Origin of the sequence: Nocardioides caldifontis (genome assembly GCF_008087345.1) — a bacterium.
Taxonomy (GTDB): domain Bacteria; phylum Actinomycetota; class Actinomycetes; order Propionibacteriales; family Nocardioidaceae; genus Marmoricola_A; species Marmoricola_A caldifontis.
This window is the reverse complement of sequence record NZ_VHIB01000008.1, coordinates 44,759-68,714: the sequence shown is the minus strand read 5'-3', so window position 1 is coordinate 68,714 and position 23,956 is coordinate 44,759. Positions and strand designations below refer to the sequence as shown.

At 72.4% G+C, this 23,956-nt stretch carries 21 protein-coding genes and 2 tRNA genes; 18 read left to right on the top strand and 5 right to left on the bottom strand.

The window, feature by feature from the left end; translation table 11 throughout:
* Nucleotides 1-6 precede the first annotated feature (6 nt).
* From metG to FIP57_RS14590, 5 genes are all read left to right on the top strand, one after another.
* Entirely contained in the window at nucleotides 7-1,818 is a 1,812-nt protein-coding gene (gene metG / locus FIP57_RS14610) for a methionine--tRNA ligase (RefSeq protein ID WP_148574284.1), read from the top strand.
* Between the two features lie 2 nt (nucleotides 1,819-1,820).
* Entirely contained in the window at nucleotides 1,821-2,711 is an 891-nt protein-coding gene (locus FIP57_RS14605) for an alpha/beta hydrolase (protein ID WP_148574283.1), read from the top strand.
* Nucleotides 2,712-2,759: 48 nt separating this feature from the next.
* A complete protein-coding gene (locus tag FIP57_RS14600) occupies nucleotides 2,760-3,287 on the top strand; it encodes a ribose-5-phosphate isomerase (protein ID WP_148574282.1) in 528 nt (175 codons plus the stop codon).
* Nucleotides 3,280-4,125, top strand: coding sequence for an Fpg/Nei family DNA glycosylase (locus FIP57_RS14595; protein WP_148574281.1), 846 nt, complete (start codon nucleotides 3,280-3,282; stop codon nucleotides 4,123-4,125). Before FIP57_RS14600 ends, FIP57_RS14595 begins: the two co-directional genes overlap by 8 nt.
* A 76-nt stretch (nucleotides 4,126-4,201) precedes the next feature.
* Nucleotides 4,202-5,329 (top strand): PP2C family protein-serine/threonine phosphatase, encoded by a 1,128-nt coding sequence (locus FIP57_RS14590; RefSeq protein ID WP_148574280.1) that lies wholly within the window; start codon nucleotides 4,202-4,204, stop codon nucleotides 5,327-5,329.
* A gap of 7 nt (nucleotides 5,330-5,336) precedes the next feature.
* Here the strand turns inward: FIP57_RS14590 and FIP57_RS14585 are convergent.
* A tRNA-Gly gene (locus FIP57_RS14585) sits at nucleotides 5,337-5,410 on the bottom strand.
* A gap of 147 nt (nucleotides 5,411-5,557) precedes the next feature.
* Between FIP57_RS14585 and FIP57_RS14580 the strand changes: the two genes are divergently transcribed.
* The 8 genes from FIP57_RS14580 to FIP57_RS14545 all read left to right on the top strand — a co-directional run bounded on the left by FIP57_RS14580 (nucleotide 5,558) and on the right by FIP57_RS14545 (nucleotide 14,000).
* Nucleotides 5,558-5,630: transfer RNA gene (locus FIP57_RS14580), tRNA-Pro, on the top strand.
* A gap of 160 nt (nucleotides 5,631-5,790) precedes the next feature.
* Nucleotides 5,791-7,230 carry a trigger factor gene (tig, locus tag FIP57_RS14575; RefSeq protein ID WP_162529820.1) on the top strand — a complete coding sequence of 480 codons (1,440 nt, stop codon included), beginning with the start codon at nucleotides 5,791-5,793 and terminating at the stop codon, nucleotides 7,228-7,230.
* 96 nt (nucleotides 7,231-7,326) lie between these two features.
* Nucleotides 7,327-8,544: an alpha/beta hydrolase gene (locus tag FIP57_RS14570; RefSeq protein ID WP_148574278.1), complete on the top strand. Its 1,218-nt coding sequence runs from the start codon at nucleotides 7,327-7,329 to the stop codon at nucleotides 8,542-8,544.
* A 105-nt stretch (nucleotides 8,545-8,649) separates the two neighbouring features.
* Nucleotides 8,650-9,252 (top strand): ATP-dependent Clp protease proteolytic subunit, encoded by a 603-nt coding sequence (locus FIP57_RS14565; RefSeq protein WP_148574722.1) that lies wholly within the window; start codon nucleotides 8,650-8,652, stop codon nucleotides 9,250-9,252.
* Nucleotides 9,249-9,899, top strand: coding sequence for an ATP-dependent Clp protease proteolytic subunit (locus tag FIP57_RS14560; RefSeq protein WP_275266171.1), 651 nt, complete (start codon nucleotides 9,249-9,251; stop codon nucleotides 9,897-9,899). The genes FIP57_RS14565 and FIP57_RS14560 overlap by 4 nt, the downstream gene beginning before the upstream one ends.
* Before the next feature lie 209 nt (nucleotides 9,900-10,108).
* Nucleotides 10,109-11,389: an ATP-dependent Clp protease ATP-binding subunit ClpX gene (gene clpX, locus FIP57_RS14555; RefSeq protein ID WP_148574721.1), complete on the top strand. Its 1,281-nt coding sequence runs from the start codon at nucleotides 10,109-10,111 to the stop codon at nucleotides 11,387-11,389.
* 13 nt (nucleotides 11,390-11,402) lie between these two features.
* A complete protein-coding gene (locus tag FIP57_RS14550) occupies nucleotides 11,403-13,355 on the top strand; it encodes a M3 family metallopeptidase (RefSeq protein WP_148574276.1) in 1,953 nt (650 codons plus the stop codon).
* Between the two features lie 3 nt (nucleotides 13,356-13,358).
* Nucleotides 13,359-14,000, top strand: a complete 642-nt coding sequence (locus FIP57_RS14545; protein WP_238993490.1) for a nucleoside/nucleotide kinase family protein — start codon at nucleotides 13,359-13,361, stop codon at nucleotides 13,998-14,000.
* 30 nt (nucleotides 14,001-14,030) lie between these two features.
* Here FIP57_RS14545 and FIP57_RS14540 read toward each other — a convergent pair whose 3' ends face one another.
* The 3 genes from FIP57_RS14540 to FIP57_RS14530 are packed head-to-tail and all read right to left on the bottom strand — an operon-like array spanning nucleotide 14,031 to nucleotide 17,112.
* A complete protein-coding gene (locus FIP57_RS14540) occupies nucleotides 14,031-14,516 on the bottom strand; it encodes a pyridoxamine 5'-phosphate oxidase family protein (RefSeq protein ID WP_203231276.1) in 486 nt (161 codons plus the stop codon).
* Between the two features lie 28 nt (nucleotides 14,517-14,544).
* Complete coding sequence (locus FIP57_RS14535) at nucleotides 14,545-15,063, bottom strand: cupin domain-containing protein (RefSeq protein WP_148574275.1); 519 nt, start codon at nucleotides 15,061-15,063, stop codon at nucleotides 14,545-14,547.
* Nucleotides 15,064-15,114: 51 nt separating this feature from the next.
* Nucleotides 15,115-17,112: a S9 family peptidase gene (locus FIP57_RS14530; protein ID WP_148574274.1), complete on the bottom strand. Its 1,998-nt coding sequence runs from the start codon at nucleotides 17,110-17,112 to the stop codon at nucleotides 15,115-15,117.
* Nucleotides 17,113-17,271: 159 nt separating this feature from the next.
* Between FIP57_RS14530 and FIP57_RS14525 the strand changes: the two genes are divergently transcribed.
* Both FIP57_RS14525 and FIP57_RS14520 read left to right on the top strand, forming a co-directional pair.
* A complete protein-coding gene (locus FIP57_RS14525; RefSeq protein ID WP_148574273.1) occupies nucleotides 17,272-18,171 on the top strand; it encodes an ABC transporter ATP-binding protein in 900 nt (299 codons plus the stop codon).
* Entirely contained in the window at nucleotides 18,168-18,971 is an 804-nt protein-coding gene (locus FIP57_RS14520; protein ID WP_148574272.1) for an ABC transporter permease subunit, read from the top strand. The genes FIP57_RS14525 and FIP57_RS14520 overlap by 4 nt, the downstream gene beginning before the upstream one ends.
* A 72-nt stretch (nucleotides 18,972-19,043) precedes the next feature.
* Here FIP57_RS14520 and valS read toward each other — a convergent pair whose 3' ends face one another.
* On the bottom strand, nucleotides 19,044-21,677 hold the full coding sequence (gene valS / locus FIP57_RS14515) for a valine--tRNA ligase (RefSeq protein WP_148574271.1): 2,634 nt from the start codon (nucleotides 21,675-21,677) through the stop codon (nucleotides 19,044-19,046).
* Nucleotides 21,678-21,741: 64 nt separating this feature from the next.
* Here valS and FIP57_RS14510 point away from each other — a divergent pair, with 64 nt between their 5' ends.
* The 3 genes from FIP57_RS14510 to FIP57_RS14500 are packed head-to-tail and all read left to right on the top strand — an operon-like array spanning nucleotide 21,742 to nucleotide 23,942.
* Nucleotides 21,742-22,224, top strand: a complete 483-nt coding sequence (locus tag FIP57_RS14510) for a DinB family protein (protein ID WP_203231275.1) — start codon at nucleotides 21,742-21,744, stop codon at nucleotides 22,222-22,224.
* 12 nt (nucleotides 22,225-22,236) lie between these two features.
* Nucleotides 22,237-23,595: a bifunctional folylpolyglutamate synthase/dihydrofolate synthase gene (locus FIP57_RS14505; RefSeq protein WP_148574270.1), complete on the top strand. Its 1,359-nt coding sequence runs from the start codon at nucleotides 22,237-22,239 to the stop codon at nucleotides 23,593-23,595.
* The gene (locus FIP57_RS14500; protein ID WP_148574269.1) at nucleotides 23,595-23,942 is read left to right on the top strand and encodes a DUF4233 domain-containing protein; all 348 of its coding nucleotides are present in this window, start codon (nucleotides 23,595-23,597) and stop codon (nucleotides 23,940-23,942) included. Before FIP57_RS14505 ends, FIP57_RS14500 begins: the two co-directional genes overlap by 1 nt.
* The last annotated feature ends 14 nt before the right edge of the window (nucleotides 23,943-23,956 follow it).

Sequence of the window (23,956 nt, the reverse complement as noted above, 5' to 3'; positions counted from 1 at the left end):
GGGCGCATGAGCAGAGTGCTGTCCGCCGTGGCCTGGCCCTACGCCAACGGGCCCCGGCACATCGGCCACGTAGCCGGGTTCGGGGTGCCGTCCGACGTCTTCAGCCGCTACATGCGGATGGCCGGGCACGACGTGCTCATGGTGTCCGGGACCGACGAGCACGGCACGCCGATCCTCATCGCCGCCGACGAGGCCGGGGTCTCGGCCCAGGAGCTCGCCGACCGCAACCACCGGCTGATCGCCGAGGACCTCTGCTCGCTCGGGGTCTCCTACGACCTCTACACGCGGACCACGTCGCGCAACCACTACGCCGTCGTCCAGGAGCTGTTCCTCGGCGTCTACGAGAACGGCTACTTCGTCGAGCGCACCACGTACGGCGCCATCTCGCCGTCCACCGGACGGACCCTTCCGGACCGCTACATCGAGGGCACCTGCCCGATCTGCGGGGCCGACGGGGCCCGTGGCGACCAGTGCGACACCTGCGGCAACCAGCTCGACGCGCACGAGCTGATCAACCCGCGGTCGAAGATCAACGGCGAGACGCCGGAGTTCATCGAGACCCAGCACTTCTTCCTCGACCTGCCGGCGCTGGCGGACGCGCTGAAGGGCTGGTTGGACGAGCGCGAGGCGAGCGGCACCTGGCGGCCCAACGTCATCAAGTTCAGCCAGAACATCCTCGACGAGATCAAGCCACGCGCGATGACCCGGGACATCGACTGGGGGATCCCGGTCCCGCTGGACGGGTGGCGCGACAACCCGACGAAGCGGCTCTACGTCTGGTTCGACGCCGTCGTCGGCTACCTCTCGGCGTCGATCGAGTGGGCGCGTCGTCTCGGCGACCCCGACCGCTGGCGCGAGTGGTGGAACCCTGCGCACGACGGGCAGGGGGAGGCCCTGTCGTACTACTTCATGGGGAAGGACAACATCACCTTCCACTCGCAGATCTGGCCGGCCGAGCTGCTCGCCTACGCGGGCAAGGGCGACAAGGGCGGCACCCCGCGGCAGTACGGCGAGCTCAACCTGCCCACCGAGGTCGTCTCGAGCGAGTTCCTCACGATGGAGGGGCGCAAGTTCTCCTCGTCCAAGCGGGTGGTGATCTACGTCCGCGACATGCTGGAGCGCTACCAGGTGGACGCGTTCCGCTACTTCGTGGCCGCCGCCGGACCGGAGAACCAGGACTCCGACTTCACGTGGTCCGAGTTCGTCCGCCGCACCAACGACGAGCTCGTCGCCGGGTGGGGCAACCTCGTGAACCGCACCGCCACCCTGATCGCGAAGAACTTCGGGGAGCTGCCGGAGGCCGGCGATCTCGAGCCGCAGGACCGGGCACTGCTCGACACGGTCGAGACGGGGTTCACCACCGTCGGCGAGCTGATCGCCCGGCACCGCCAGAAGCAGGCGGTCGGCGAGGCGATGCGGGTCGTCGCGGAGGTCAACAAGTACGTCTCCGAGTCCGAGCCCTGGAAGCTCAAGGGGGAGGAGCAGCGGGAGCGGCTGGCGACGATCCTGCACGTCACCGCGCAGGCCGTCCTGGACTGCAACACGATGCTCTCGCCCTTCCTGCCGCACTCCTCGAACGCCGTGCACCGCGCGCTCGGAGGTGAGGGGGAGTTCCAGCCGATGCCGCGCATCGACGAGGTCGAGGACCTCGACGGCGGCGCCGGCTACCCGGTCATCACCGGCGACTACTCCGACGCCCCGCGCTGGGAGCGCAGGCCGCTGGTGCCCGGCACCCCCGTGGCGAAGCCGACGCCGATCTTCCGCAAGCTCGACCCGTCGGTGGTGGACGAGGAGCTCGCCCGGATGGCTGCCGAGTAGCGGTGGCGCTCCACCCGCAGGCCCGCGCCGCCCTCGAGCGCGCGGCGGGCGAGCAGCCGGTGCACTCCGACGGCTACGACGTGCAGGCGGCCCGTGAGCAGGCCCGGGCGGAGGCGGCGGCCGCGCCGCGCGAGGAGGTCGCCGAGGCGCTCGACCTCGACGCCGACGGCGTGCGGTGCCGGCTGCTGCGCCCCCACGGCGCCGCACCGGGCGTGGTCGTCCACCTCCACGGCGGAGGGTTCGTCTTCCACGACATCGACGTGCACGACGCGGTCGCCCGTTCGCTCGCGAACCGGGTCGGCGTGTCGGTGCTCAACGTCGACTACCGGCGCCCGCCGGAGCACCGCTTCCCGGCAGCCCCGGACGACGTCGACACGGTGCTCCGGTGGCTCGACGTGCACGCCGACGAGCTCGGGGTCGCGGGGCCGGCGTACGTCCACGGCGACAGCGCCGGCGGCAACCTCGCGCTGGTCGCCGCCCTGCGCAACCCCGGCCGGTTCCGCGCCGTGGTCCTGACGTACCCGTTCCTCGACCCGCGCGCCGAGGGGGAGTCCTACCGGACCGCCGCCGACGGGTTCGACCCGGGCGAGGCGGCCTGGTACTGGCAGCAGTACGCCGCCGGCCCCGCCGACCTCGACCACCCCGACCTCGCGCCGCTGCGCTCCGACCGGCTCCACACGCTGCCCCCCACCCTGGTGGTGACCGCCGAGCACGACCCGCTGCGCGACGAGGGCGAGCGGCTCGCCGCGGTGCTCGCCGAGGAGGGCGTCACCGTGGTCGGGATCCGGTTCCTCGGGCAGCTGCACGGGTTCTGGCGCCACCACGACGTCTTCGACGCGGCGGAGCCGCTGACCCGCACGATCGCCGGCTTCCTCCGCAGCCACCACCCCTGACCCGGGCCACCCCTCGGGGCCCCGACGGGCGGTGGAAGAATCCGCGCCATGCGCGTGCACCTCGGCTCCGACCACGCCGGCCTCGAGCTCAAGGACCACCTTCTCGGCTGGCTGGCCGACCAGGGCCACGAGGCGGTCGACCACGGCCCGTTCGTCCACGACAAGGACGACGACTACCCGGTGTTCTGCCTGCGGGCCGCCGAGGCGGTGGCCGCCGACCGCGAGGACGGGCTGGACAGCCTCGGCGTGGTCATCGGCGGCTCTGGCAACGGCGAGCAGATCGCGGCCAACAAGGTGCGTGGCGTGCGGGCCGCCCTGGTGTGGAACGAGGAGACCGCGGTCCTCGCCCGCGAGCACAACGACGCGAACGTGGTCTCGGTCGGCGGGCGGATGCACTCGGTCGACGAGATGGTCCGGTTCGTCGAGGTGTTCCTCTCCACGTCGTTCCCCGGCGAGGAGCGCCACGTGCGGCGCATCGGCATGCTCGCGGGCTACGAGCGCACCGGCGAGCTGCCCCCGCTGCCCGACTCCGCCCTCGGCCGTGGACCGGCCGGGGCCGCGGACACCGATGCCTGAGGGGCACACCCTCCGCCGGCTCGCAGACGACCTCACGGCCACCTTCGCCGGGCGGCGGGTCCGGGTCGCCAGCCCGCAGGGCCGGTTCGCCGAGGAGGCGGCGCTGCTCGACGGGTCGCTCCTCGAGGCGGCCGACTCGGCCGGGAAGCACCTGTTCCTCGAGCTCGAGGGCGGTCACGTCGTCCACGTCCACCTCGGGCTGATCGGGAAGTTCACGATCCTGCCCGGCCGGCCCGTGGAGCCGGTCGGCGCCGTGCGGCTCCGGATCGTGGCGGGAGGGGACGGCCGCGACCCGGCGTACGCCGACCTGCGTGGCGCCACCCAGTGCGCGCTGGTCACCCCGGAGCAGCGCGAGGCGGTGGTCGCGAAGCTCGGGCCGGACCCGCTGCGCGCCGACGCCGACCCCGAGCGCGCCTGGCGCCGGATCTCCACCAGCCACCGCTCGATCGGGGAGCTCCTCCTGGACCAGGCCGTCGTCGCGGGCGTCGGGAACGTGTACCGCGCCGAGGTGCTGTTCCGCCACCGGATCCACCCGCTCCGACCCGGCCGCACGCTGCGCCGCAAGCAGTTCGACGCGATCTGGCAGGACCTCGTCGAGCTGATGGCCGAGGGCGTCGTGCTCAACCGCATCGACACGGTGCGCCCCGAGCACACCCCCGAGGCGATGGGCCGCCCGCCGCGCAAGGACGACCACGGTGGCGAGGTCTACGTGTACCGGCGCCACGAGCAGCCCTGCCACGTCTGCGGCACCCGGATCCGCACCGAGGTCCTCGCCGGCCGCAACTCGTTCTGGTGCCCGCGGTGCCAGCCGAGGTACCGGTCGCGAGCCCGCGCCTGATCCGCCGACGAAACGCGCGCGTCCGGAAATTCCGGGATACGACACTCCCGGGACCCCGCCTCGCTAGGGTCGGTGCGTGGAAGCGAACGCGCGTCCGGGTCGCGCGGCGGTCTCGAGCAGGCTCGTGCTCCGCCGGCGGGACGCAGTACGCCGCTGGGCCGGCGAGGACGACCGCATCCTGTTCGCCGTCCTCGTGGTGATGACCCTGGTCGCCGGGGTGCTGATGTACGTCTTCTCCGGCGTGGTCGTCGCCTCGGCGCTGATGGTGCCGCTGCTGCTCACCGACATGATGCTCAGCCCCCGGCGGGTGCCCGCGATGGTCGGGATCATCCTCGCGGTGCTCGCCGTGGAGACCTACTTCGAGTACCTCTTCCCGGAGGACGCGTCGTTCCCGCCTCGCCGGCTCGTCACCATCGGCGTGGTCGTCTTCGCGGCGGCGCTGGTCCTGCTGGTCAGCGCGCGCCGCAACCGGCTCGGTGTCGGAGGCCTCGCCGGCGAGGCGATGCTCATCGACCTGCAGGACCGGATCAACCGCCAGGGCCGCGTGCCGCCCCTGCCCGTCGGCTGGTACGTCGATCTCGCCACCCGGTCCGCGGGTGGCACCTCGTTCGCCGGCGACTTCCTCGTCGCCCACCGGGGGACCGTCAGCCCGTCGCTGTCGCTCGCGGTGGTGGACGTGTCCGGCAAGGGCGTCGAGGCCGGGACGCGCTCCCTGCTGCTCTCGGGTGCCTTCGGAGCGCTGCTCGCCAGCTCCCCTGCGCCGCGGTTCCTGACCGCCGCGAACGACTACCTGGTCGCCCAGGACTGGGGTGAGGGGTTCGCCACCGCGGTCCACCTCTGCGTGAACCTGAGCAACGGCGAGTTCGAGCTGCGATCTGCCGGCCATCCGCCGGCGATCCAGTTCCTCGCCGGCTCGGGGCGGTGGCGGGTGCTCGACGAGGTCGGGGGACCGGTGCTCGGGCTCGTGCCCGGGGCTCACTTCCCGGTGATCCGCGGGAGCCTCGCGCACCACGACGCGCTGCTGCTCTACACCGACGGGCTGGTCGAGCGGCCGCGCCGCGACATCGGCCAGGGGATCGACCGGCTGATCGGCGAGGCCGAGCGGTGCGTGCGGCAGGGGTTCGACGGTTCCGCCGAGCAGCTCGTGGCGAAGCTGGGGACCTCCGCGGACGACTGCGCCCTGGTGGTGCTGCAGCGCCGCTGAACGGGCGTGGAGCGGATGACGGGAATCGAACCCGCGTAGCCAGTTTGGAAGACTGGGGCTCTACCATTGAGCTACATCCGCGTGGTCACCGGCGGGCCTGCTCGGCGGGCCGAGGGCTCCGGTGACGCGGGGCCCATGGTGCCACAGCGCCGGGCTCGCCCCGTCCACCGGGCACCCCGCCGTTTCGACAGGGGAGTGGCCGCTGACTAGACTCTCGGCGTTCTACCCCGGGGCGTAGCGTAGTGGCTAGCGCGCCTGCTTTGGGAGCAGGAGACCGCAGGTTCGAGTCCTGTCGCCCCGACTGCTCCCGACGTCGACCACGCCCGTCGCGTCGTCCGGTGGTGATGTCCGCCGGACGGCTCCGTCGCGCGGGGTCGCGCGGGCCGCCCGCCGTCCAGCGCCCCAGCAACGACCAGCGATCCACCGGCACGACCGTGCCAGCAATGCGAGGAGACACCCCTGTGAAGAGCGCCGTCGAGACCCTGGGCCCCACCCGGGCCAAGCTCACCGTCGAGGTGCCCTTCGAGGAGCTCAAGCCGAGCCTCGACGCGGCGTACAAGCGGATCGCGCAGCAGATCAACGTGCCCGGCTTCCGCCGCGGCAAGGTGCCCGCCGCGATCATCGACCGCCAGGTGGGCCGCGGCCCGGTCCTCGACGAGGCGATCAACGACGCGCTCCCGAAGCTCTACGTCCAGGCGCTCCAGGACAACGACCTGCAGCCGCTGGCGCAGCCGGAGATCGACATCACCAAGCTCGAGGACAACGAGACCCTCGAGTTCACCGCCGAGGTCGACGTCCGCCCCGAGGTCGAGCTGCCCTCGCTCGACGGCATCGAGGCGACCGTCGACGACGTCGAGGTCACCGACCAGGACGTCGAGGAGCAGGTCCAGAGCCTGCGCGAGCGGTTCGGCACCCTGCTCGACGTCGAGCGCGCGGCTGCCGAGGGCGACTTCGTCACGATCGACCTGAAGGCCACGAAGGACGGCGAGGTCGTCGAGGGCGGCGAGGCGGCCGGCGTCAGCTACCAGCTCGGACGCGGCGGCATGATCGACGGGCTCGACGAGGCCCTGGCCGGCATGAGCGCCGGCGACGTCAAGACCTTCAGCTCGACCCTCGCCGGTGGCGACCTCGAGGGCGAGGACGTCGAGGTCGAGGTGACCGTGACCGCGGTCAAGGAGCAGCAGCTCCCCGAGCTCGACGACGAGTTCGCCCAGATGGCCTCCGAGTTCGACACCGTCGAGGAGCTCATCGAGGACGTCCGCACCCGGCTGCTCAACGGCAAGCGGCTCGAGCAGGCCGCCGCGGCCCGCGACGCCGTGCTCGAGAAGCTCCTCGACCTCACCGAGGTGCCGGTGCCCGAGGGCGTCGTCGCGGAGGAGCTCCAGGCGCGCCGCGAGAGCATCCAGCAGCAGCTCGCGATGGCCGGCATGACGATGGAGCAGTACCTCGACAACGAGGAGCAGACCATCGACGAGTTCGAGGGCGACCTCGAGAAGCGGGTCCGCGACGCCGTGGCCGCGCAGTTCATCCTCGACGAGATCGCCAAGCAGGAGGAGATCGGCGTCGAGCAGAACGAGCTCACCGAGCACATGCTCCGCCGGGCGCAGCAGTCGGGGCAGAACCCGAACGACTACGTCAAGCACATGGTCGAGCACAACCACATCCCCGAGCTGGTCTCCGAGGTCGTCCGTGGCAAGGCGCTGGCCCGGGTGGTGGAGGCCGCGACGGTCACCGACGAGTCCGGCAACCCGGTCGAGCTGAAGAACCTCCGCGGTGACGGCACCATCGGCGAGCCGGAGGCGGAGGCCGAGGCCGACACCGAGGCCGACATCGAGGCGGCGGCCGAGGAGGCCGTGGCCGAGGCCGTCGACGAGGCGCAGGCCGACGCCGACAAGGGCTGACCCCACGACGCAGCACGCCGTTCCGGTGAACAGATGTTCACTGGAGCGGCGTGTCGTCGTTGTGCCCCGGGTGCCGTGCTCCGGAGACTGACCGGCGTGAGCACCGTCGTCGCCCGTGAGGGCACCACCCGGTTCGACCCGTCCGCGGTCACGCCGCAGCACCCCGAGCCGGGGCTGGCCGACGCGCTCGCGCTCGCCGCGCTGTACACCGACGAGATCGTCCTCGGCACCGTCCGGGACACCCACCGCGCGGTGGCGGACCGGGTCTTCGGGGCTGCCCGTCGGGCCACGCTCGGCGGCGGCCGGCTGCCGCAGCTCGTCCACGACGGCGTCGCCTCCTCCGTGTACGGCGGGGTGGGGCTCGCCCTCCGGGCCACCGCCTCGGCGTGCTCCGCGGTCGGGGCCAGGCAGGTCGGTCCACGTCTCGACGACTCGGCCGCGGGCCGGGTCCTCCACTCGGCGGTCAACGGGCTGATCGGCGACCGGCTCCGCGAGGAGCACCCGCACCTCGCGCTCGCGATGACGGTGCGGGTCAACGGCAAGGTCGTCCCGGTGCACCGCGAGGCGCTGCAGGAGGCGTACCCGGACGCCACCGGCAAGGTGGTCGTCCTCCTCCACGGCCTGGGGGAGCACGAGGGCCACTGGGCCAGCCGGGCCGAGCGGGTCGGCGGCACCTACGCGACCCGGCTCGCGGCCCGGGGCTGGACACCGGTCCTCCTCCGGGCGAACACCGGGCTGCCGGTGGCCGAGAACGGCGTCGCCCTGACCTCGCTGCTGCAGCAGCTCACGACGCAGTGGCCGGCCCGGGTCGACCGGCTGGCGATCGTCGGCCACTCCATGGGCGGGCTCGTCGCACGGGCGGCGTGCGCGGTGGAGCTCGACGAGCAGCAGCCGTGGACCGAACGGCTGACCGACGTGGTGACGCTCGGGACACCGCACCTCGGGGCCGACCTCGCGCTGGGCGCGAGCCACGGCGCGAAGCTCCTCGGCCTGCTCCCCGAGGCGGCCGCGTTCGGTCGGATCATCGACCACCGCTCGCCCGGGATCCGCGACCTCGAGCGCGGGCTGCCCGACCTGCCACCGCTCCCGCACGTCCGTTACCGCCTCGTCTCCGCCGCGCTGGGCGACGAGCGCAGCATCTGGGGCCGGCTGCTCGGCGACCTGCTCGTCCGGCGCGGCTCGGCGACGGGCACGCTGCGGTCGGCGGTGCGGCTGTTCCCGGACGCCGAGGTGCTCCACCTCCCGAATGCCGACCACTTCTCCCTGCTCAACCACGCCGACGTGCACCGGGCGCTCGAGCGCTGGCTCGACTGATCCGACCCCGTGCGAGGGGTTCCGTCCGCTGTCCGCGAACAACACGGCCCGTCCCGTGGAACTGTCGTCACGTCCGGCTAGGGTCGACCCGTGACTGACATCCAGATGAACGGCGGCGGCACGTCGTACGGTCTCGACGAGCACATCTACCAGCGGCTGCTGAAGGAGCGGATCGTCTTCCTCGGCTCCGAGGTGCGCGACCAGAACGCGAACGCGATCTGCGCGCAGATGCTGCTGCTCAACGCCGAGGACCCCCAGGCCGACATCTTCCTCTACATCAACAGCCCCGGTGGCTCGGTCGACGCCGGGATGGCGATCTACGACACGATGAACTACATCTCCAACGACGTCGCCACGGTCGGCATGGGGCTGGCGGCCTCGATGGGGCAGTTCCTCCTCTGCGCCGGCGCGAAGGGCAAGCGCTACGCCCTCCCGCACGCGCGCATCATGATGCACCAGCCCTCCGGCGGCATGGGCGGCTCGGCCTCGGACATCAAGATCCAGGCCCAGCAGTCGCTGCACATCAAGAAGGTGCTGTTCGAGCTGATCAGCCAGCACACCGGTCAGCCGATCGAGCGCGTGGAGCAGGACGCCGACCGCGACCGCTGGTTCACCGCCGAGCAGGCCCTCGAGTACGGCTTCATCGACAAGGTCGTCGCCAGCGCCGGCCAGGTCTCCGACCAGGGCCGACCCGCCCACAAGGGCTGACCGCCCGCCAGGGCCCCAGGACCGAGGAAGAGAGAGAAGTGAACTACTACATCCCGCAGTGGGAGGAGCGGACCTCCTACGGGTTCCGCCGCATCGACCCCTACGCCAAGCTCTTCGAGGACCGGATCATCTTCCTCGGCACGCCGATCAGCGACGACATCGCCAACGCGGTGATGGCGCAGCTGCTGTGCCTCGAGTCGATGGACCCGGACCGCGACGTGCAGATCTACATCAACAGCCCGGGCGGCTCGTTCACCGCGCTGACCGCGATCTACGACACCATGCGGTTCATCAAGCCCGACGTGCAGACGGTCTGCCTGGGCCAGGCGGCCTCCGCAGCCGCGATCCTGCTCGCCGCCGGCGCCCCCGGCAAGCGGCTCGCGCTGCCGAACAGCCGGATCCTCATCCACCAGCCCTACACCGAGGGCACCTACGGCCAGTCCTCGGACATCGAGATCCAGGCCAACGAGATCCTGCGGATGCGGGAGCTCCTCGAGCGGATGATCTCCGAGCACTCCGGCAAGCCGCAGGACGAGGTCAGCCGCGACATCGAGCGCGACAAGATCCTGACCGCCGAGCAGGCCGTGGAGTACGGCCTGATCGACTCGATCCTTGCCTCGCGCAAGGGCTCGATGGCCCTGGCCTGAGGTGCGCGTGGGGCTGAGGGGGACCGCGGGCGTGACCGAGGTCCCCCTGTCGCCCCGGCGGAAGGACAAGTCCTCGTGTCCCCATCCCAAACGGGGGCGCGGGGAGGTATTTTCGTCCGCAGTGGTGGTACTCGAAAGCACAGCCGGTGGAGCTCCAACCCCAGGTCGTCGGCCTGGCCCGTCGGCCCGAGTCGTGAGGAGGCGTGCCTGTGGCACGCATCGGTGACGGTGGTGACCTGCTGAAGTGTTCTTTCTGCGGGAAGAGTCAGAAGCAGGTCAAGAAGCTGATCGCGGGTCCAGGTGTCTACATCTGCGACGAGTGCATCGACCTCTGCAACGAGATCATCGAGGAGGAGCTCTCCGAGGGCACCGAGGTCGGCCTCGAGGAGCTGCCGAAGCCGAAGGAGATCTTCGACTTCCTCAACTCCTACGTCGTCGGCCAGGAGACCGCCAAGAAGGCGCTCGCCGTCGCGGTCTACAACCACTACAAGCGGGTCCAGGCCGGGCTCGGCGTGGTCAACCACCGCCACCGCGGCGAGGACGCCGTCGAGCTGGCGAAGTCCAACATCCTGGTGATCGGCCCGACCGGCTGCGGCAAGACCTACCTCGCCCAGACGCTGGCGCGGATGCTCAACGTCCCGTTCGCGATCGCCGACGCCACCGCCCTTACCGAGGCCGGCTACGTCGGTGAGGACGTCGAGAACATCCTGCTCAAGCTGATCCAGGCCGCCGACTACGACGTCAAGAAGGCCGAGACCGGGATCATCTACATCGACGAGATCGACAAGGTGGCCCGCAAGGCGGAGAACCCCTCGATCACCCGCGACGTCTCCGGCGAGGGGGTCCAGCAGGCGCTGCTGAAGATCCTCGAGGGGACGACCGCCTCGGTGCCGCCGCAGGGCGGCCGCAAGCACCCCCACCAGGAGTTCATCCAGATCGACACGACGAACATCCTGTTCATCGTGGGTGGGGCCTTCGCCGGGCTCGAGCACATCATCGAGCAGCGGGTCGGCAAGAAGACGCTGGGCTTCGCCTCGTCGCTGCCGACGCAGGAGGAGAAGGACCTCGACAAGATCTACTCCCAGGTGATGCCCGAGGACCTCCTCAAGTTCGGGCTGATCCCGGAGTTCATCGGTCGCCTCCCGGTCATCGCGACCGTCGACAAGCTCAACCGCGAGGCGCTGGTGCAGATCCTCACCGAGCCGCGCAACGCGCTGGTGAAGCAGTACCAGAAGCTCTTCGAGCTCGACGGCGTCGAGCTCGAGTTCTCCGACGACGCGATCGACGCCGTCGCCGACCTGGCGATGGTGCGCGGCACCGGTGCCCGTGGGCTCCGCGCGATCATCGAGGAGGTGCTGCTCCACGTGATGTACGACGTGCCCTCGCGCGAGGACATCGCCAAGGTCGTGGTCAGCGCCGAGGTGGTCCGGGACAACGTCAACCCGACGTTGGTGCCCCGCTCCACCGAGAAGAAGAAGAAGTCGGCCTGACGCCGCCCCCCAGGTGACCGACCGTCCCGGCCGGGGCCCCGCGCCCCTCGTGCTGCCCGGCGACGACTGGGGCGGCTGGCTCGACGACCGGTGCGCCCGCGGGGTGGCCGCTGCGCGCGCCGCGGCCGACCGGCTCCGCGCACTGGGCACGACCCCGTCCGCCCCGGCGCTCGAGGTGCTGCAGGAGTGGAACGAGGTGGGGCTCCACCTCGACGACGTCCTCTCGGTGACCTCGCTGCTCTCCAACGTGCACCCGGACGAGCAGCTCCGCGACCTCGCCCAGGAGCGGGAGCAGGAGGCGCACCGGTTGCTCACCGACCTGAGCCTCGACCGGGGGCTGTACGACGCGCTCGACGCGGTCGACCCCGCCGGGCTCGCCGACGACGCCCGCCGGATGCTCGACCGGTCGCTGCGCGACTTCCACCGCTCCGGCGTCGACCGTGACGAGGGGACCCGGGAGCGGCTCCGCGAGCTGTCGGAGCGGCAGACCGTGCTGGGGCAGCAGTTCTCCCGCACGATCCGCGACGACGTCCGGCGGCTGAGGGTCGAGCCCGAGCGGCTCGCGGGGCTCCCCGACGACTGGCTGGACGCCCACCCGCCCGACACCGACGGGCTCGTCGAGGTCACCACCGACTACCCCGACTACGTCCCGGTGATGACGTTCGGCACCGACCGGACGTTGCGCGAGGAGCTCGTCCGCGCGTACCTCGACCGGGGGTGGCCCGACAACGACGCCGTGCTCCGCGAGCTCCTCGAGGTCCGCCGGGAGACCGCACAGCTCCTCGGCTACGAGGACTGGCCGTCCTACGACGCCGAGGTCAAGATGATCGGCTCCGGGGCGGCGATCGGCGAGTTCGTCGACCGGATCACCGAGCTCGCCGACGGCCCGGCACGCCGGGACTTCCAGGTGCTCCTCGACCGGGTCCGGCAGGACCACCCCGACGCCACCGGGCTGACCAGCGTCGACAAGGTCTTCTACGCCGAGGTGATCCGGCGCGAGCAGTTCGCGGTCGACGCCCAGGAGGTGCGGCGCTACCTCGACTTCACCAAGGTGCGCCGTGGGCTCCTCGAGGTCACCGGCCGGCTGTTCGGCGTCGAGTACGTCGAGGTGCCCGACGCCCCGGTCTGGCACGACGAGGTCACGGTGCACGACGTGGTGGCCGCCGACCGGCCCGACCGCCCGGTGCTGGGCCGGATCTACCTCGACCTGCACCCGCGGCCGGGGAAGTACTCCCACGCCGCGCAGTTCACCCTCACCGACGGGGTCCGGGGACGCCAGCTGCCCGAGGGGGTGCTGGTCTGCAACTTCCCGCGCGGGCTCATGGAGCACGACCAGGTGGTCACGCTCTTCCACGAGTTCGGCCACCTGGTGCACCACGTCCTCGGCGGCCACCAGGAGTGGGTGCGGTTCTCCGGGGTCGCCACCGAGTGGGACTTCGTCGAGGCTCCCTCGCAGATGCTGGAGGAGTGGGCCTGGGACCACGCGGTGCTCTCGACGTTCGCGACCGACGCCGACGGCACCCCGATCCCGGCGGAGCTCGTCGAGCGGATGCGGGCGGCCGAGGAGTTCGGCAAGGGATACCTCGCCCGGACGCAGATGTTCTACGCGGCGCTCTCCTACGCCTTCCACCGTGACGTCCCCGAGGACCTGACCGCCGCCTCGCGCGAGCTGCAGCGGCGCTACGACCTCTTCGCGCCGCTCGAGGGCACCCACTTCCACACCTCGTTCGGCCACCTGGGCGGCTACACCTCCGCGTACTACACCTACATGTGGTCGCTGGTGATCGCGAAGGACCTCTTCTCTGCGTTCGACCGTGACGACCTCCTCGACCGGGCGGTGGCCCGCCGGTACCGCGACGCGGTGCTGGCCCCGGGAGGCTCGCGCGACGCCGCCGACCTGGTCGCGTCGTTCCTCGGCCGCCCCTACGGCTTCGACGCCTTCGAGGCCTGGCTCGCGGCGGGCTGACCCGTGCCCGAGGTGGTGCGGCTCGCGGGCGGCGAGCAAGAGCTGCGCCGGCTCGCGGAGCGGCTGCGCCCCGTACCCGGCGGGCGGGTGCTGCTGGGGATCGCCGGGGAGCCGGGAGCCGGGAAGTCGACCCTCGCCGCCGCCGTGGCCGAGGCGTACGGCGCACGCGCCGCCGTCGTCCCCATGGACGGGTTCCACCTCGCCGACGTGACCCTCGACCGGCTCGGGCTCCGCGACCGCAAGGGGGCGCCGGAGACCTTCGACCCGTGGGGGTACGCCGCGCTGCTGGGCCGGCTCCGCGCCCACCCCGACCACCCGGTCTACGCCCCGGCGTTCGAGCGGGTGCTGGAGCAGCCGCTCGCCGGGGCGCTCGTCGTCGCCGAGGACGTCGAGCTGGTGGTCACCGAGGGCAACTACCTGTTGCTCGACGAGGTGCCCTGGCGCGCGGCGCGGGAGCACCTCGACGTGGTCTGGTTCGTCGAGGTCGACGACGCGGTGCGGCGCCGGCGGCTGGTGGCCCGCCACGAGACATTCGGCAAGGCACCGGACGAGGCCCGTCGGTGGGTCGAGCGGGTCGACGAGCCCAACGCGGCCCGGGTGCGGGCGTCCCGCCCCCGGGCCGACCTGGTGGTCGCGCTGGACTGATCGTCAGGGCTGACCGTCGGGGGCTGGCCGTCAGGGCTCGATCGTCCCGTGGTCGGCGTCGTAGGTGTCGCCGGTCAGCTTCACCTTGGCGAAGCTGAGCAGCGAGGCGATCTTCCCGCCCGGGGTGTCCCAGTACTCCGCCTTCTCCACGTCGACACGGATCAGCACCGCGCGGGCGGAGTCGGGCCCCTCGGGGAGCCACGCCTCGGCGAAGGTGTTCCAGAGCTCCTCGAGCTTCGCGTCGTCGTCGACGACCTGGGCGTGGCCGGTGAGCGCGACCCAGGAGTCCCGGGCCGAGAAGGTCAGCGACACCCGAGGGTCGGCCTGGACCGCCCGGGTGTGCTCGGTGTCGCGTGCGGTGATGAACCACAGCTCGGCGCTCGGCTCGACCTCCTGGCGCGCCATCGGGATGCTCCGCGGCCCCTCGGGACCGAAGGTGGTCATCATCGCGATCGGCTTGTCGTCGAGGAGCTCGACGAGCTTGGCGGTGTCCTTGCTGGCGTCTGTGTCGGTCACGGGTGGGTCGTACCCGGAGCCGCGGGCCCTAGACCCAGATGTTGTCGTGCTTCGCGAAGAACGCGTCCCACTCCTCCTGGGAGAGCTCCCGCCCGGACTGCGCGATCTCGACGAGCCCCTCGAAGTACCCCTCCCGGGGAGCCCCGGGGGAGAAGAGGATCAGCATCGAGGCGGCCTCGTCGGTGTCGTTGCGGAAGCCGTGGACGCCGCCCTCGGGCACGAAGCAGAAGTCGCCCGGCGAGGTGGGCGTCCAGCGGGTCCCGTCGTACAAGGTGACCTGGCCCTCGAGGACGAAGAACGACTCGGAGATCGTGCGGTGGAAGTGCGGGCCGGGGCCGCCGGCCCGCGGACCCATGTCCCAGCGGTAGAGCCCGAACTGGCCGCCGGTCGACGCGCCGGTGGCGAGGTAGTGGGCGAAGCCGGCGCCGGTGCGCAGCTCGGCCGGATGGTCGTGGCGGCGGAGCCGGGCGGTCGGTTCGCCGCCCTCCCCGTGGTACGTCGGAGGGGGGTACGCCGATCCGTCGTACCGCGGGTCCGGGTAGCTCATGGGGCGACGCTAGGGGCACCGCACCCGGGACGCCAGGGACCGACGGGCTGGTCAGGGGCGCTCGACGGTCACCGGCTCCAGGTCGTCGGCCGGCTCGAAGCCGAACACCTGGGCGTAGAACGACAGCTCGCTCTCGAGGGCACGGACCTGCGCTTCGAGGGTCCGGAACCCGTGCCCCTCGCCCTCGAACATCACCAGTGCGAACGGCAGCCCCTTGCGGCGCAGCGCCTCGGCCATCTGCTCGGCCTGGGCGGGCGGGACCACGCGGTCGTCGGTGCCCTGGAGGAGGATCAACGGCGCCGAGAGCCGGTCGAGGTGGTGGACGGGCGAGCGGGCCGTGTAGACCTCCTCGCCCTGGGGCCACGGCGCGACGAGCCCCCACAGGTACCTCGACTCGAGCTTGTGGGTGTCGCGGGCGAGGGTCGCGAGGTCGCCGATGCCGAAGTGGCTGGCGCCGGCCGCGAACGCGTCGGTGAACACCAGGCAGGCCAGGGTGGTGAACCCGCCGGCGCTGCCCCCGGTGATCGCCACCCGGCGGGGGTCGACCCGCCCCTCGGCGACGAGGTGACGCACGCCCGACGCGACGTCGGCGACGTCCGCGACACCCCAGGCGCCGTCCAGCCGCTTGCGGTAGGCCCGGCCGTAGCCGGTGGAGCCGGCGTAGTTGACGTCGAGCACGGCGAAGCCGCGGGAGGTCCAGAAGCCGCGCTGGTCGCTCCACGCCGGGCGGGCCGCGGCAGTGGGGCCGCCGTGGAGGGTGACCAGGAGCGGGGGGAGCTCCCCCTCGGTGGGCTCCGCCTCCGGGTGGGCCGGCAGGTAGAGGAAACCGTGCGCGGTCGCGCCGTCCTCGCTCGTCCAGCTGACGGCCTCCGGCGCGGACACGAACCCGGGGTCGAGGGTGAAGGGTGCCGGGTCGACGACCGGACTGGGCTGCCCGGTCGGCAGCTCCACCGTGACGAGCTCGGCCGGTCGGTCCCGGAAGTGCCCCCGGCAGACCGCCCGGGAGCCGTCGACGAGGCGGATGTCGTGCACCGCCGTGAGCGGGGAGCCGAGCACCTCGAAGACACCGGTTCCCGGGTCGAGCACGCCGAGCGCCTGGAACCCGTCGACCGTGCGTGCGGTCAGCAACCGGCCGTCGGGCAGCACGTCGTAGGAGGAGATGTCCGGCACCCAGCGGGGCACCCCGAAGTCGTGCTCCTCGGTGTGGAGCGGGACCGTCGTCGGCGTCTCGTCGCGGAGGTCGACCACCGCGTGGTTGCTCCAGCCGCTGCGGTCGGTGAGGAAGGTGAGCCGGTCGTCGTCGAGCCACCGGGGCTGCTCCACCGCCTCGTCGACGGCGCCGGCGACCACGCGGCTGTCGAGCAGGTCGCCGGTCTCGTCGAGCGTGCCGACGTGCAGCCAGGTGCCGTCCCACGCCATGCCGGGGTGGTTCCAGGAGAGCCAGGCGACCCGGCGACCGTCCGGGGAGAGCACCGGGTCGGAGAGGAAGTCGGGCGGCGAGTCGACGGTCGCGGGCAGCTCGCGGTCGGCGTCGCGGGGGCGGACCCGGCCGGCGACGACCACGGTGCCGAAGTCGTCGTTCGGCCCGTCGAGGTCGAGCCGCACCAGCTCCGCGACCGGCTCCACGGTCTCGTCGCGCTGGTCCTCGCGCAGGCAGAACGCGGCCCGGCGCCGGTGGTCGATGCGGAAGCAGGAGTAGCGGACCGCGCCTCCGCTCGCCGGCGTGACCGCCCTCGGCTCCTCGCCCTCGACGATCCGCCACACCTGCTGGGTCGCGAAGTCGACGGCCAGCACGAGCCCGCCGGAGACCGCGTATGCGCCACCGCCGTACTCCTGGAAGCGGGTGCGGACGTTCATGCCGCCGGGAGAGACGTCGACCGGTCCGTCGGCTCCGAGCCGCACGAGCGTGAGCCGGCCCGCGTCGGCGGGGCGCGCCTCGAGCCAGTACACCGAACCGCCGTCCACCTGGGGCGTCGCCCGCACCGTGTCGGCGGCGTAGACGTCGCGGGCGGAGAGCGGGGAGGGCCAGGAGCCGCAGGGAACACGCATGGTCCTCACCCTGGCACGGACGGTCGGCTGACCCGGTCCCTGACCCGGCGACCCTGAGACGGCTCAGGGTCTGGACCAGGGGACCCCGGGGTCGGCCGGGGGTCCGACCAGCACCTTCCCGGATACCGGCCTGCCCCGCCGACGGCGAGGCTTCTCGGCATGATCACAGTCGAGTCACTCACCAAGAAGTACGGCGGGTTCACCGCCGTCGACGACGTGTCGTTCACCGCGCCCCCCGGCCGGGTGACCGGTTTCCTCGGGCCCAACGGCGCCGGCAAGTCGACCACGATGCGGATGATGGTCGGGCTGACCCCGCCGACCTCAGGGGGCGCGCTCGTCGCGGGCCGTCGCTTCGCCGACCTGCCGAACCCGGGCCGCGAGGTCGGGGTCCTCCTCGACGCCTCCGCCCAGCACGCAGGACGGACCGGGCGTGAGGTGCTCACGCTCGCCGCCCGCTCGATGGGCGTGCCCACCCGCCGGGTGGGGGAGCTCCTCGAGCGCGTCAGCCTCACCGAGAAGGAGTCGCGGAGGCGGGTGCGCCACTACTCGCTCGGCATGCGGCAGCGGCTCGGGATCGCCACCGCGCTGATCGGCGACCCCCAGGTGCTGGTCCTCGACGAGCCCGCCAACGGGCTCGACCCGGCCGGCATCCGGTGGATGCGCGACCTGCTCCGCGGCTACGCCGACGAGGGCGGCACCGTGCTGCTCTCCTCCCACCTGCTCCACGAGATCGAGGTGGTCGCAGACGACCTCGTCGTGATCGGCAACGGGCGGATCGTCGCCTCCGGCACCAAGGCCGAGCTGCTCGCGGCCGCGGGGACCGTGGCCCGCAGCCCGCGCACCGAGGAGCTGGCCCGGGCGCTCACCTCGGCCGGCCACGAGGCCGCCGTCTCGCCCGACGGCGCGGTGCGCACCGACGCCGACGCCGCCCTCGTCGGCATGGTCGCCCTCCACGCCGGCATCCCCCTCACCGAGCTCAAGACCGCGGACGGCGCCGGCCTCGAGGAGATGTTCCTCGAGCTCACCGCCTCCACCCAGAGAGAAGGAGTCGCGGCATGACCGCCCTCACCGTCACCCGGCCGGCAGCGCAGGTCGCCACCGTCCACAAGCGCGCCTCGTTCGGCCGGATCCTCGGCGTCGAGCTGCGCAAGATGTTCGACACCCGGTCCGGCGCCTGGCTGATGGCGAGCATCGTCATCCTGTCGGTGCTCGCGACCTCCGCCGTGGTGCTGTGGGCACCCGAGGACGAGCTGACCTACGAGATGTTCGCCAGCGCGATCGGCATCCCGATGACGGTGGTGCTGCCGGTCATCGCGATCCTGTCGGTCACCAGCGAGTGGAGCCAGCGGACCGGGCTGACCACCTTCACCCACTTCCCGAGCCGCGGTCGCGTGATGCTGGCGAAGGCGGTCTGCGCCGTGGGCGTCGGCGTCGTCGCGATCCCGGTCGCCGCCGCGGTCGGTGCGCTCGGCAACGTCGTCGGCACGGCGATCGCCGGCACCGACCCGGTGTGGAACGTCAGCGCTGCCGAGCTCGGCAACATCGTGCTGGCCAACGTCCTCGGGCTGATCGTCGGCTTCATGCTCGGCGTGGTGACCCGCAGCTCCGCCGCCGCGGTCGTCGCCTACTTCGTCTACACGCTGGTGCTGCCGCCGCTGTCGTCGCTGCTGGCATCGACGCAGGAGGGGTTCCGGGACGCCCAGGCGTGGGTCGACTTCACCTTCGCCCAGTCGCGGCTCTTCGAGGACGGCACGCTGACCGGCCAGGAGTGGGCGCAGCTCGGCACCTCGACGCTGCTGTGGCTGGTGCTCCCGCTGGCCGTCGGCACCGCCCTGGTGATGCGCTCCGAGGTCAAGTGACCCGGGACGCGAGACACGACACTGCCGGGTGGACGTCGGGCACGTCGTGCCTGACATCCACCCGGCCGCGCGTCATGCGTCGGCGATCTGCGCCTCGACGGTGATCTCGGCGGCCTCCGTGGTGTCGAAGGTCAGCGGACCGGTGACCTTGCCGGCCGCGGCGAGGTCGGCCGCGGCCTCCTGGGCGAGCGTGACCAGGGCCGCCGGGCCCGACACGGTCGCGGCGGAGAGCTCGGTGCGCATCGACACCTTCGCCGTCGACTTCACGCCGCGGATGCCGGCCAGCGCGGCCGCGACCGCCTCCAGCATCTGGTCGGGGGCGTCGGTCGCGGGCAGCTCGTCGGTCGTGGGCCAGGGCTGCCGGTGCACCGACCCCTCCTGCCACCAGGACCAGACCTCCTCCGTCACGTAGGGGAGGAAGGGCGCGAGCAGCCGGAGCTGGACGTGGAGGGCGAGGGCGAGGGCGGACTTCGCGGAGGCGGCGGCCGCCTCGCCCGCTCCGCCGTACGCCCGCTCCTTGACGAGCTCGACGTAGTCGTCGCAGAACTGCCAGAAGAACCGCTCGGCCACCTCGAGCGCCGAGGTGTAGTCGTAGGCGTCGAACGCCTCGGTCGCCCGGCGCACCACGGTCGCCAGCCCGGCGAGCATCGCCCGGTCGACCGGCTCGGTCACCGCCGCCGGGTCGATCGTGGTCGCCCCGACGCCGCCGAGGGCGAACTTCGAGGCGTTGAGGACTTTCATGGCGAGCCGGCGGCCGACCTTCATCTGGGTCTCGTCGAAGGGCGAGTCCAGCCCCGGCCGGGCCATCGCCGCGCGCCAGCGGACCGCGTCGGCGCCGTACTTGTCGAGGATCTCGGTCGGCACCACGACGTTGCCCTTGGACTTCGACATCTTCTTGCGGTCGGGGTCGACCACGAAGCCGGAAAGCATCGCGTGGGACCACGGCACCACGTGGTTCTCGAAGTGCGCCCGGACCACGCGGGAGAACATCCAGGTGCGGATGATGTCGTGCGCCTGGGTGCACAGGTCCATCGGGAAGACCCGCTGGAACAGGTCCGGGTCGGACTCCCAGCCGCCGGCGATGTGCGGGGTCAGCGACGAGGTCGCCCAGGTGTCCATCACGTCGGGGTCGCCGATGAAGCCGTCCGGCTTGCCCCGCTGCGACTCCTCGTAGCCGCGGGGCGCGTCGGTCGAGGGGTCGACCGGCAGCTCGGCCTCGGTGGGGAGCAGCGGGTGGGCGTAGTCGGGCTCGCCGTCGCCGTCGAGGGGGTACCAGACCGGGAACGGGATGCCGAAGAACCGCTGCCGCGAGATCAGCCAGTCGCCGTTGAGCCCGCCGACCCAGTTGTCGTAGCGGTGCCGCATGTGCTCGGGGACCCAGGTGATCTCCCCGCCCCGTGCGACGAGCTCGTCGCGCAGCTCGGCGTCGCGGCCGCCGTTGCGGACGTACCACTGCCGGGTCGAGACGATCTCGAGGGGCTTGTCGCCCTTCTCGTAGAAGTTGGTCATCCGGGTCGTCGGTGTCGGCTCGCCCACCAGGTCGCCGGACTCGCGGAGCAGCCCCACCATCGCCTCGCGGGCGCTGAAGGTGGTCTTCCCGGCGAGCTGGGCGTACGCCGACGCGGCCGGCTCGGCCGCCAGCCACGGCGGGGTCTCGCGCAGCAGCCGGCCGTCGCGGCCCACCACGGTGCGGACCGGCAGCTGGAGCTCGCGCCACCACTGCACGTCGGTGAGGTCACCGAAGGTGCAGCACATCGCGATGCCGGCGCCCTTGTCGGGCTCGGCCGCCGGGTGGGGGAGGACCGGGATCTCGACGCCGAAGACCGGCGACGACACCGTCGACCCGAACAGCGGCTGGTAGCGCTCGTCGTCGGGGTGGGCGATCAGCGCCACGACGGCCGGGATCAGCTCGGGACGCGTCGTCTCGATGTGGACCGGCTCACCGTGGGCGAGCTCCGTCGAGACCGGGTGGAAGGCGACCCGGTGGTAGTGGCCGGCGTACTCCCGGGCCTCGAGCTCGGCCTGCGCGACGGCGGTCTGGAAGGTGACGTCCCAGAGGGTCGGCGCCTCCTGCAGGTAGGCCTCCCCGCGCGCGAAGTTGCGCAGGAACGCCCGCTGGGAGACGGTCTGCGACTCCTGGCCGATCGTCGTGTAGGTCTGCTCCCAGTCGACGCTCAGCCCGAGGGTGCGCCACAGCGACTCGAAGACCTTCTCGTCCTCGACGACCAGCTGCTCGCACAGCTTGATGAAGTTCGGGCGGTCGACCGGCACCTGCCGCTTCGGGTCCGGCTTGGCCGGCGGGACGAAGTCGGGGTCGTGGGGGAGCGAGGGGTCGCACCGCACGCCGAAGTAGTTCTGCACCCGCCGCTCGGTCGGCAGCCCGTTGTCGTCCCACCCCATCGGGTAGAAGACCTCCTTGCCGCGCATCCGCTGGTAACGCGCGACGAGGTCGGTGTGGGTGTAGGAGAAGACGTGACCGACGTGGAGCGAGCCCGACACCGTCGGCGGCGGGGTGTCGATCGAGTAGATCTCCTCGCGGCTCTTCGTGCGGTCGAAGGCGTAGGTGCGCTGCTCCTTCCACCGCTCGGCCCACTTCGCCTCGAGCCCCTCGAGGGCGGGCTTCTCCGGGACGCCGGCCGGCCCGTCCGGTACGGCGACGCGGGGCGGCGTCGTCGCGGACGGGGCGTGCTGCGGCGTGGAAGACATGGGGCGATCCTACGAAGCGCCGCCGCGCCCCCGCGAACCCGTTCCGTCGCCCTAGCCTGGGTCGGTGATCGAGCTGACGCTGGAGGAGTACCTCTGGTTCGTCGACGACTGCCTCGAGACGATGACCACCATCGTCGAGGAGCTGGGCGACGAGCTGGCCAACACCCGCCCGGAGCTGCCGGACGCGAACTCGCCGTACGCGGTCCTGACGCACTGCCTCGGCGTCATGGAGTTCTGGGGCGGCGAGATGGTCGCCGGCCGCCCGATCGAGCGCGACCGCGACGCCGAGTTCCGTGCGACCGGCCCGGTGGCGGAGGTGCGCGAGCGGGTCGCGCGCTCCCGCGCCCGTTTCGTCGCCGACCTCGAGCGGCTCGAGCCCCGGTCCCGCCCGACCCGCCCGCTGCCGCCGGAGGACGCCGGGCTGCCGTTCGACCGGAGCCAGGCAGGGGTGCTCGTGCACGTCTTCCACGAGCTCGCCCAGCACCTCGGCCAGGTGGAGCTCACCCGCGACCTGCTCCGGGCCACCGGCCGCCCGGCCGCCCCCTAGACTCGACGGGACATGACTGAGCCCGCCGACCGATCGCCCCTCCCGACGTACGCCGAGGTCGAGGCGGCGCTGCTCGCCCGCTGGCCCGAGACCCGCCTCGAGCCCTCCCTCGACCGCATCGAGGCGCTGGTCGAGCTGCTCGGCGACCCGCAGCGCGCGTACCGGGTCGTCCACCTGACGGGGACCAACGGCAAGACCAGCACCGCGCGGATGGTCGACGACCTGCTCCGCGCGCGGGGGCTCCGGACCGGGCGGTTCACCAGCCCCCACGTCGAGCGGATGACCGAGCGGATCAGCGTCGACGGGGAGCCCCTGGGTGAGGAGGCCTTCGTCCGCGCGTACCTCGACGTGGCGCCGTACCTCGACATCGTCGACGCCGCCAACGAGCACCCGCTGTCGTTCTTCGAGACCGTCGTCGGGATGGCGTACGCCGCCTTCGCGGACGCACCCGCCGACGTCGCGGTCGTGGAGGTGGGCATGGGCGGCTCCTGGGACGCCACCAACGTCGCCGACGGCACCGTCGCCGTCCTCACGCCCATCGCCGTCGACCACGCCCGCTACCTGGGCGACAGCGCCGAGGTGATCGCCGTCGAGAAGGCCGGGATCATCAAGCCGGGTGCGGTCGCGGTCGTCGCCGAGCAGGCGCCCGAGGTGATGGCGGTGCTCGCCGAGCGCGCGGCGGAGGTCGGCGCGACGCTGCTCCGCGAGGGCTACGACTTCGGCGTGACCGCCCGGGTGCCGGCGGTCGGCGGCCAGGTGGTGTCGCTGCGCGGTGTGCACCGGGAGTACACCGACGTCTTCCTCCCGCTCTACGGCGCCCACCAGGCGCAGAACGCCGCGCTCGCGCTCGCCGCCGTCGAGTCGATGGCCGGCGACGAGCCGCTCGGCCACGAGCTGGTCCACGAGACGCTGGGCGCGGCCACCTCACCGGGACGGCTCGAGGTGGTCCGCCGCGGCCCGACCGTGCTGCTCGACGCCGCGCACAACCCGCACGGCGCGGCAGCGACCGTCGAGGCGATCCGGGACTCCTTCACCTTCGACCCGCTCGTCGGCGTCGTGGGCGTGATGGCCGACAAGGACGCCGAGGGGCTGCTCGCCGAGCTCGAGCCGGTGCTGTCGGAGGTCGTGGTCACCCAGAACGCCACCAGCCGCTCGATGCCCGCGGAGGAGCTGGCGGAGATCGCCAGCGGCCTCTTCGGGGATCACCGCGTCCAGGTGGTGCCCCGGATGGACGACGCGATCGAGCGGGCGATCACGCTGGCCGAGACCGGTGGCGCGCTCGGGGAGTCGATCGGCTCCGGCGGCGTGCTGGTCACCGGTTCGGTGGTCACCGTCGGCGAGGCCCGGCGGCTGCTGAAGCGGGAGCGGTGATGGGCCGCGTCCAGCGCGCGATGTGCTCGGGGATCCTCGGGCTCCAGGCGATGGCGCTGGTGCCGTTCACCCCGGTGCTGCTCAGCCTCACCGACGTCGGCACCGGCCCGGCGATCGCCATCGGGGTCGGGCTGATCCTCGCCTGCCTCGTCGCGGCCGGCACGATGCGCACCCCGGTCGGCGGGCTCCTCGGCTGGCTGGTCGAGGTCGCCACGATCGCGTTCGGGCTGGTCGTGCCGGTGATGTACGGCCTCGGTGCGGTCTTCCTCGCGCTCTACGGCGGCTCGTGGGTGCTCGGCGCGAAGATCGACCGCGAGCGCGCCGAGCGGGAGGCCGCGGCGGCCTGAGCCGGGGCCACCAC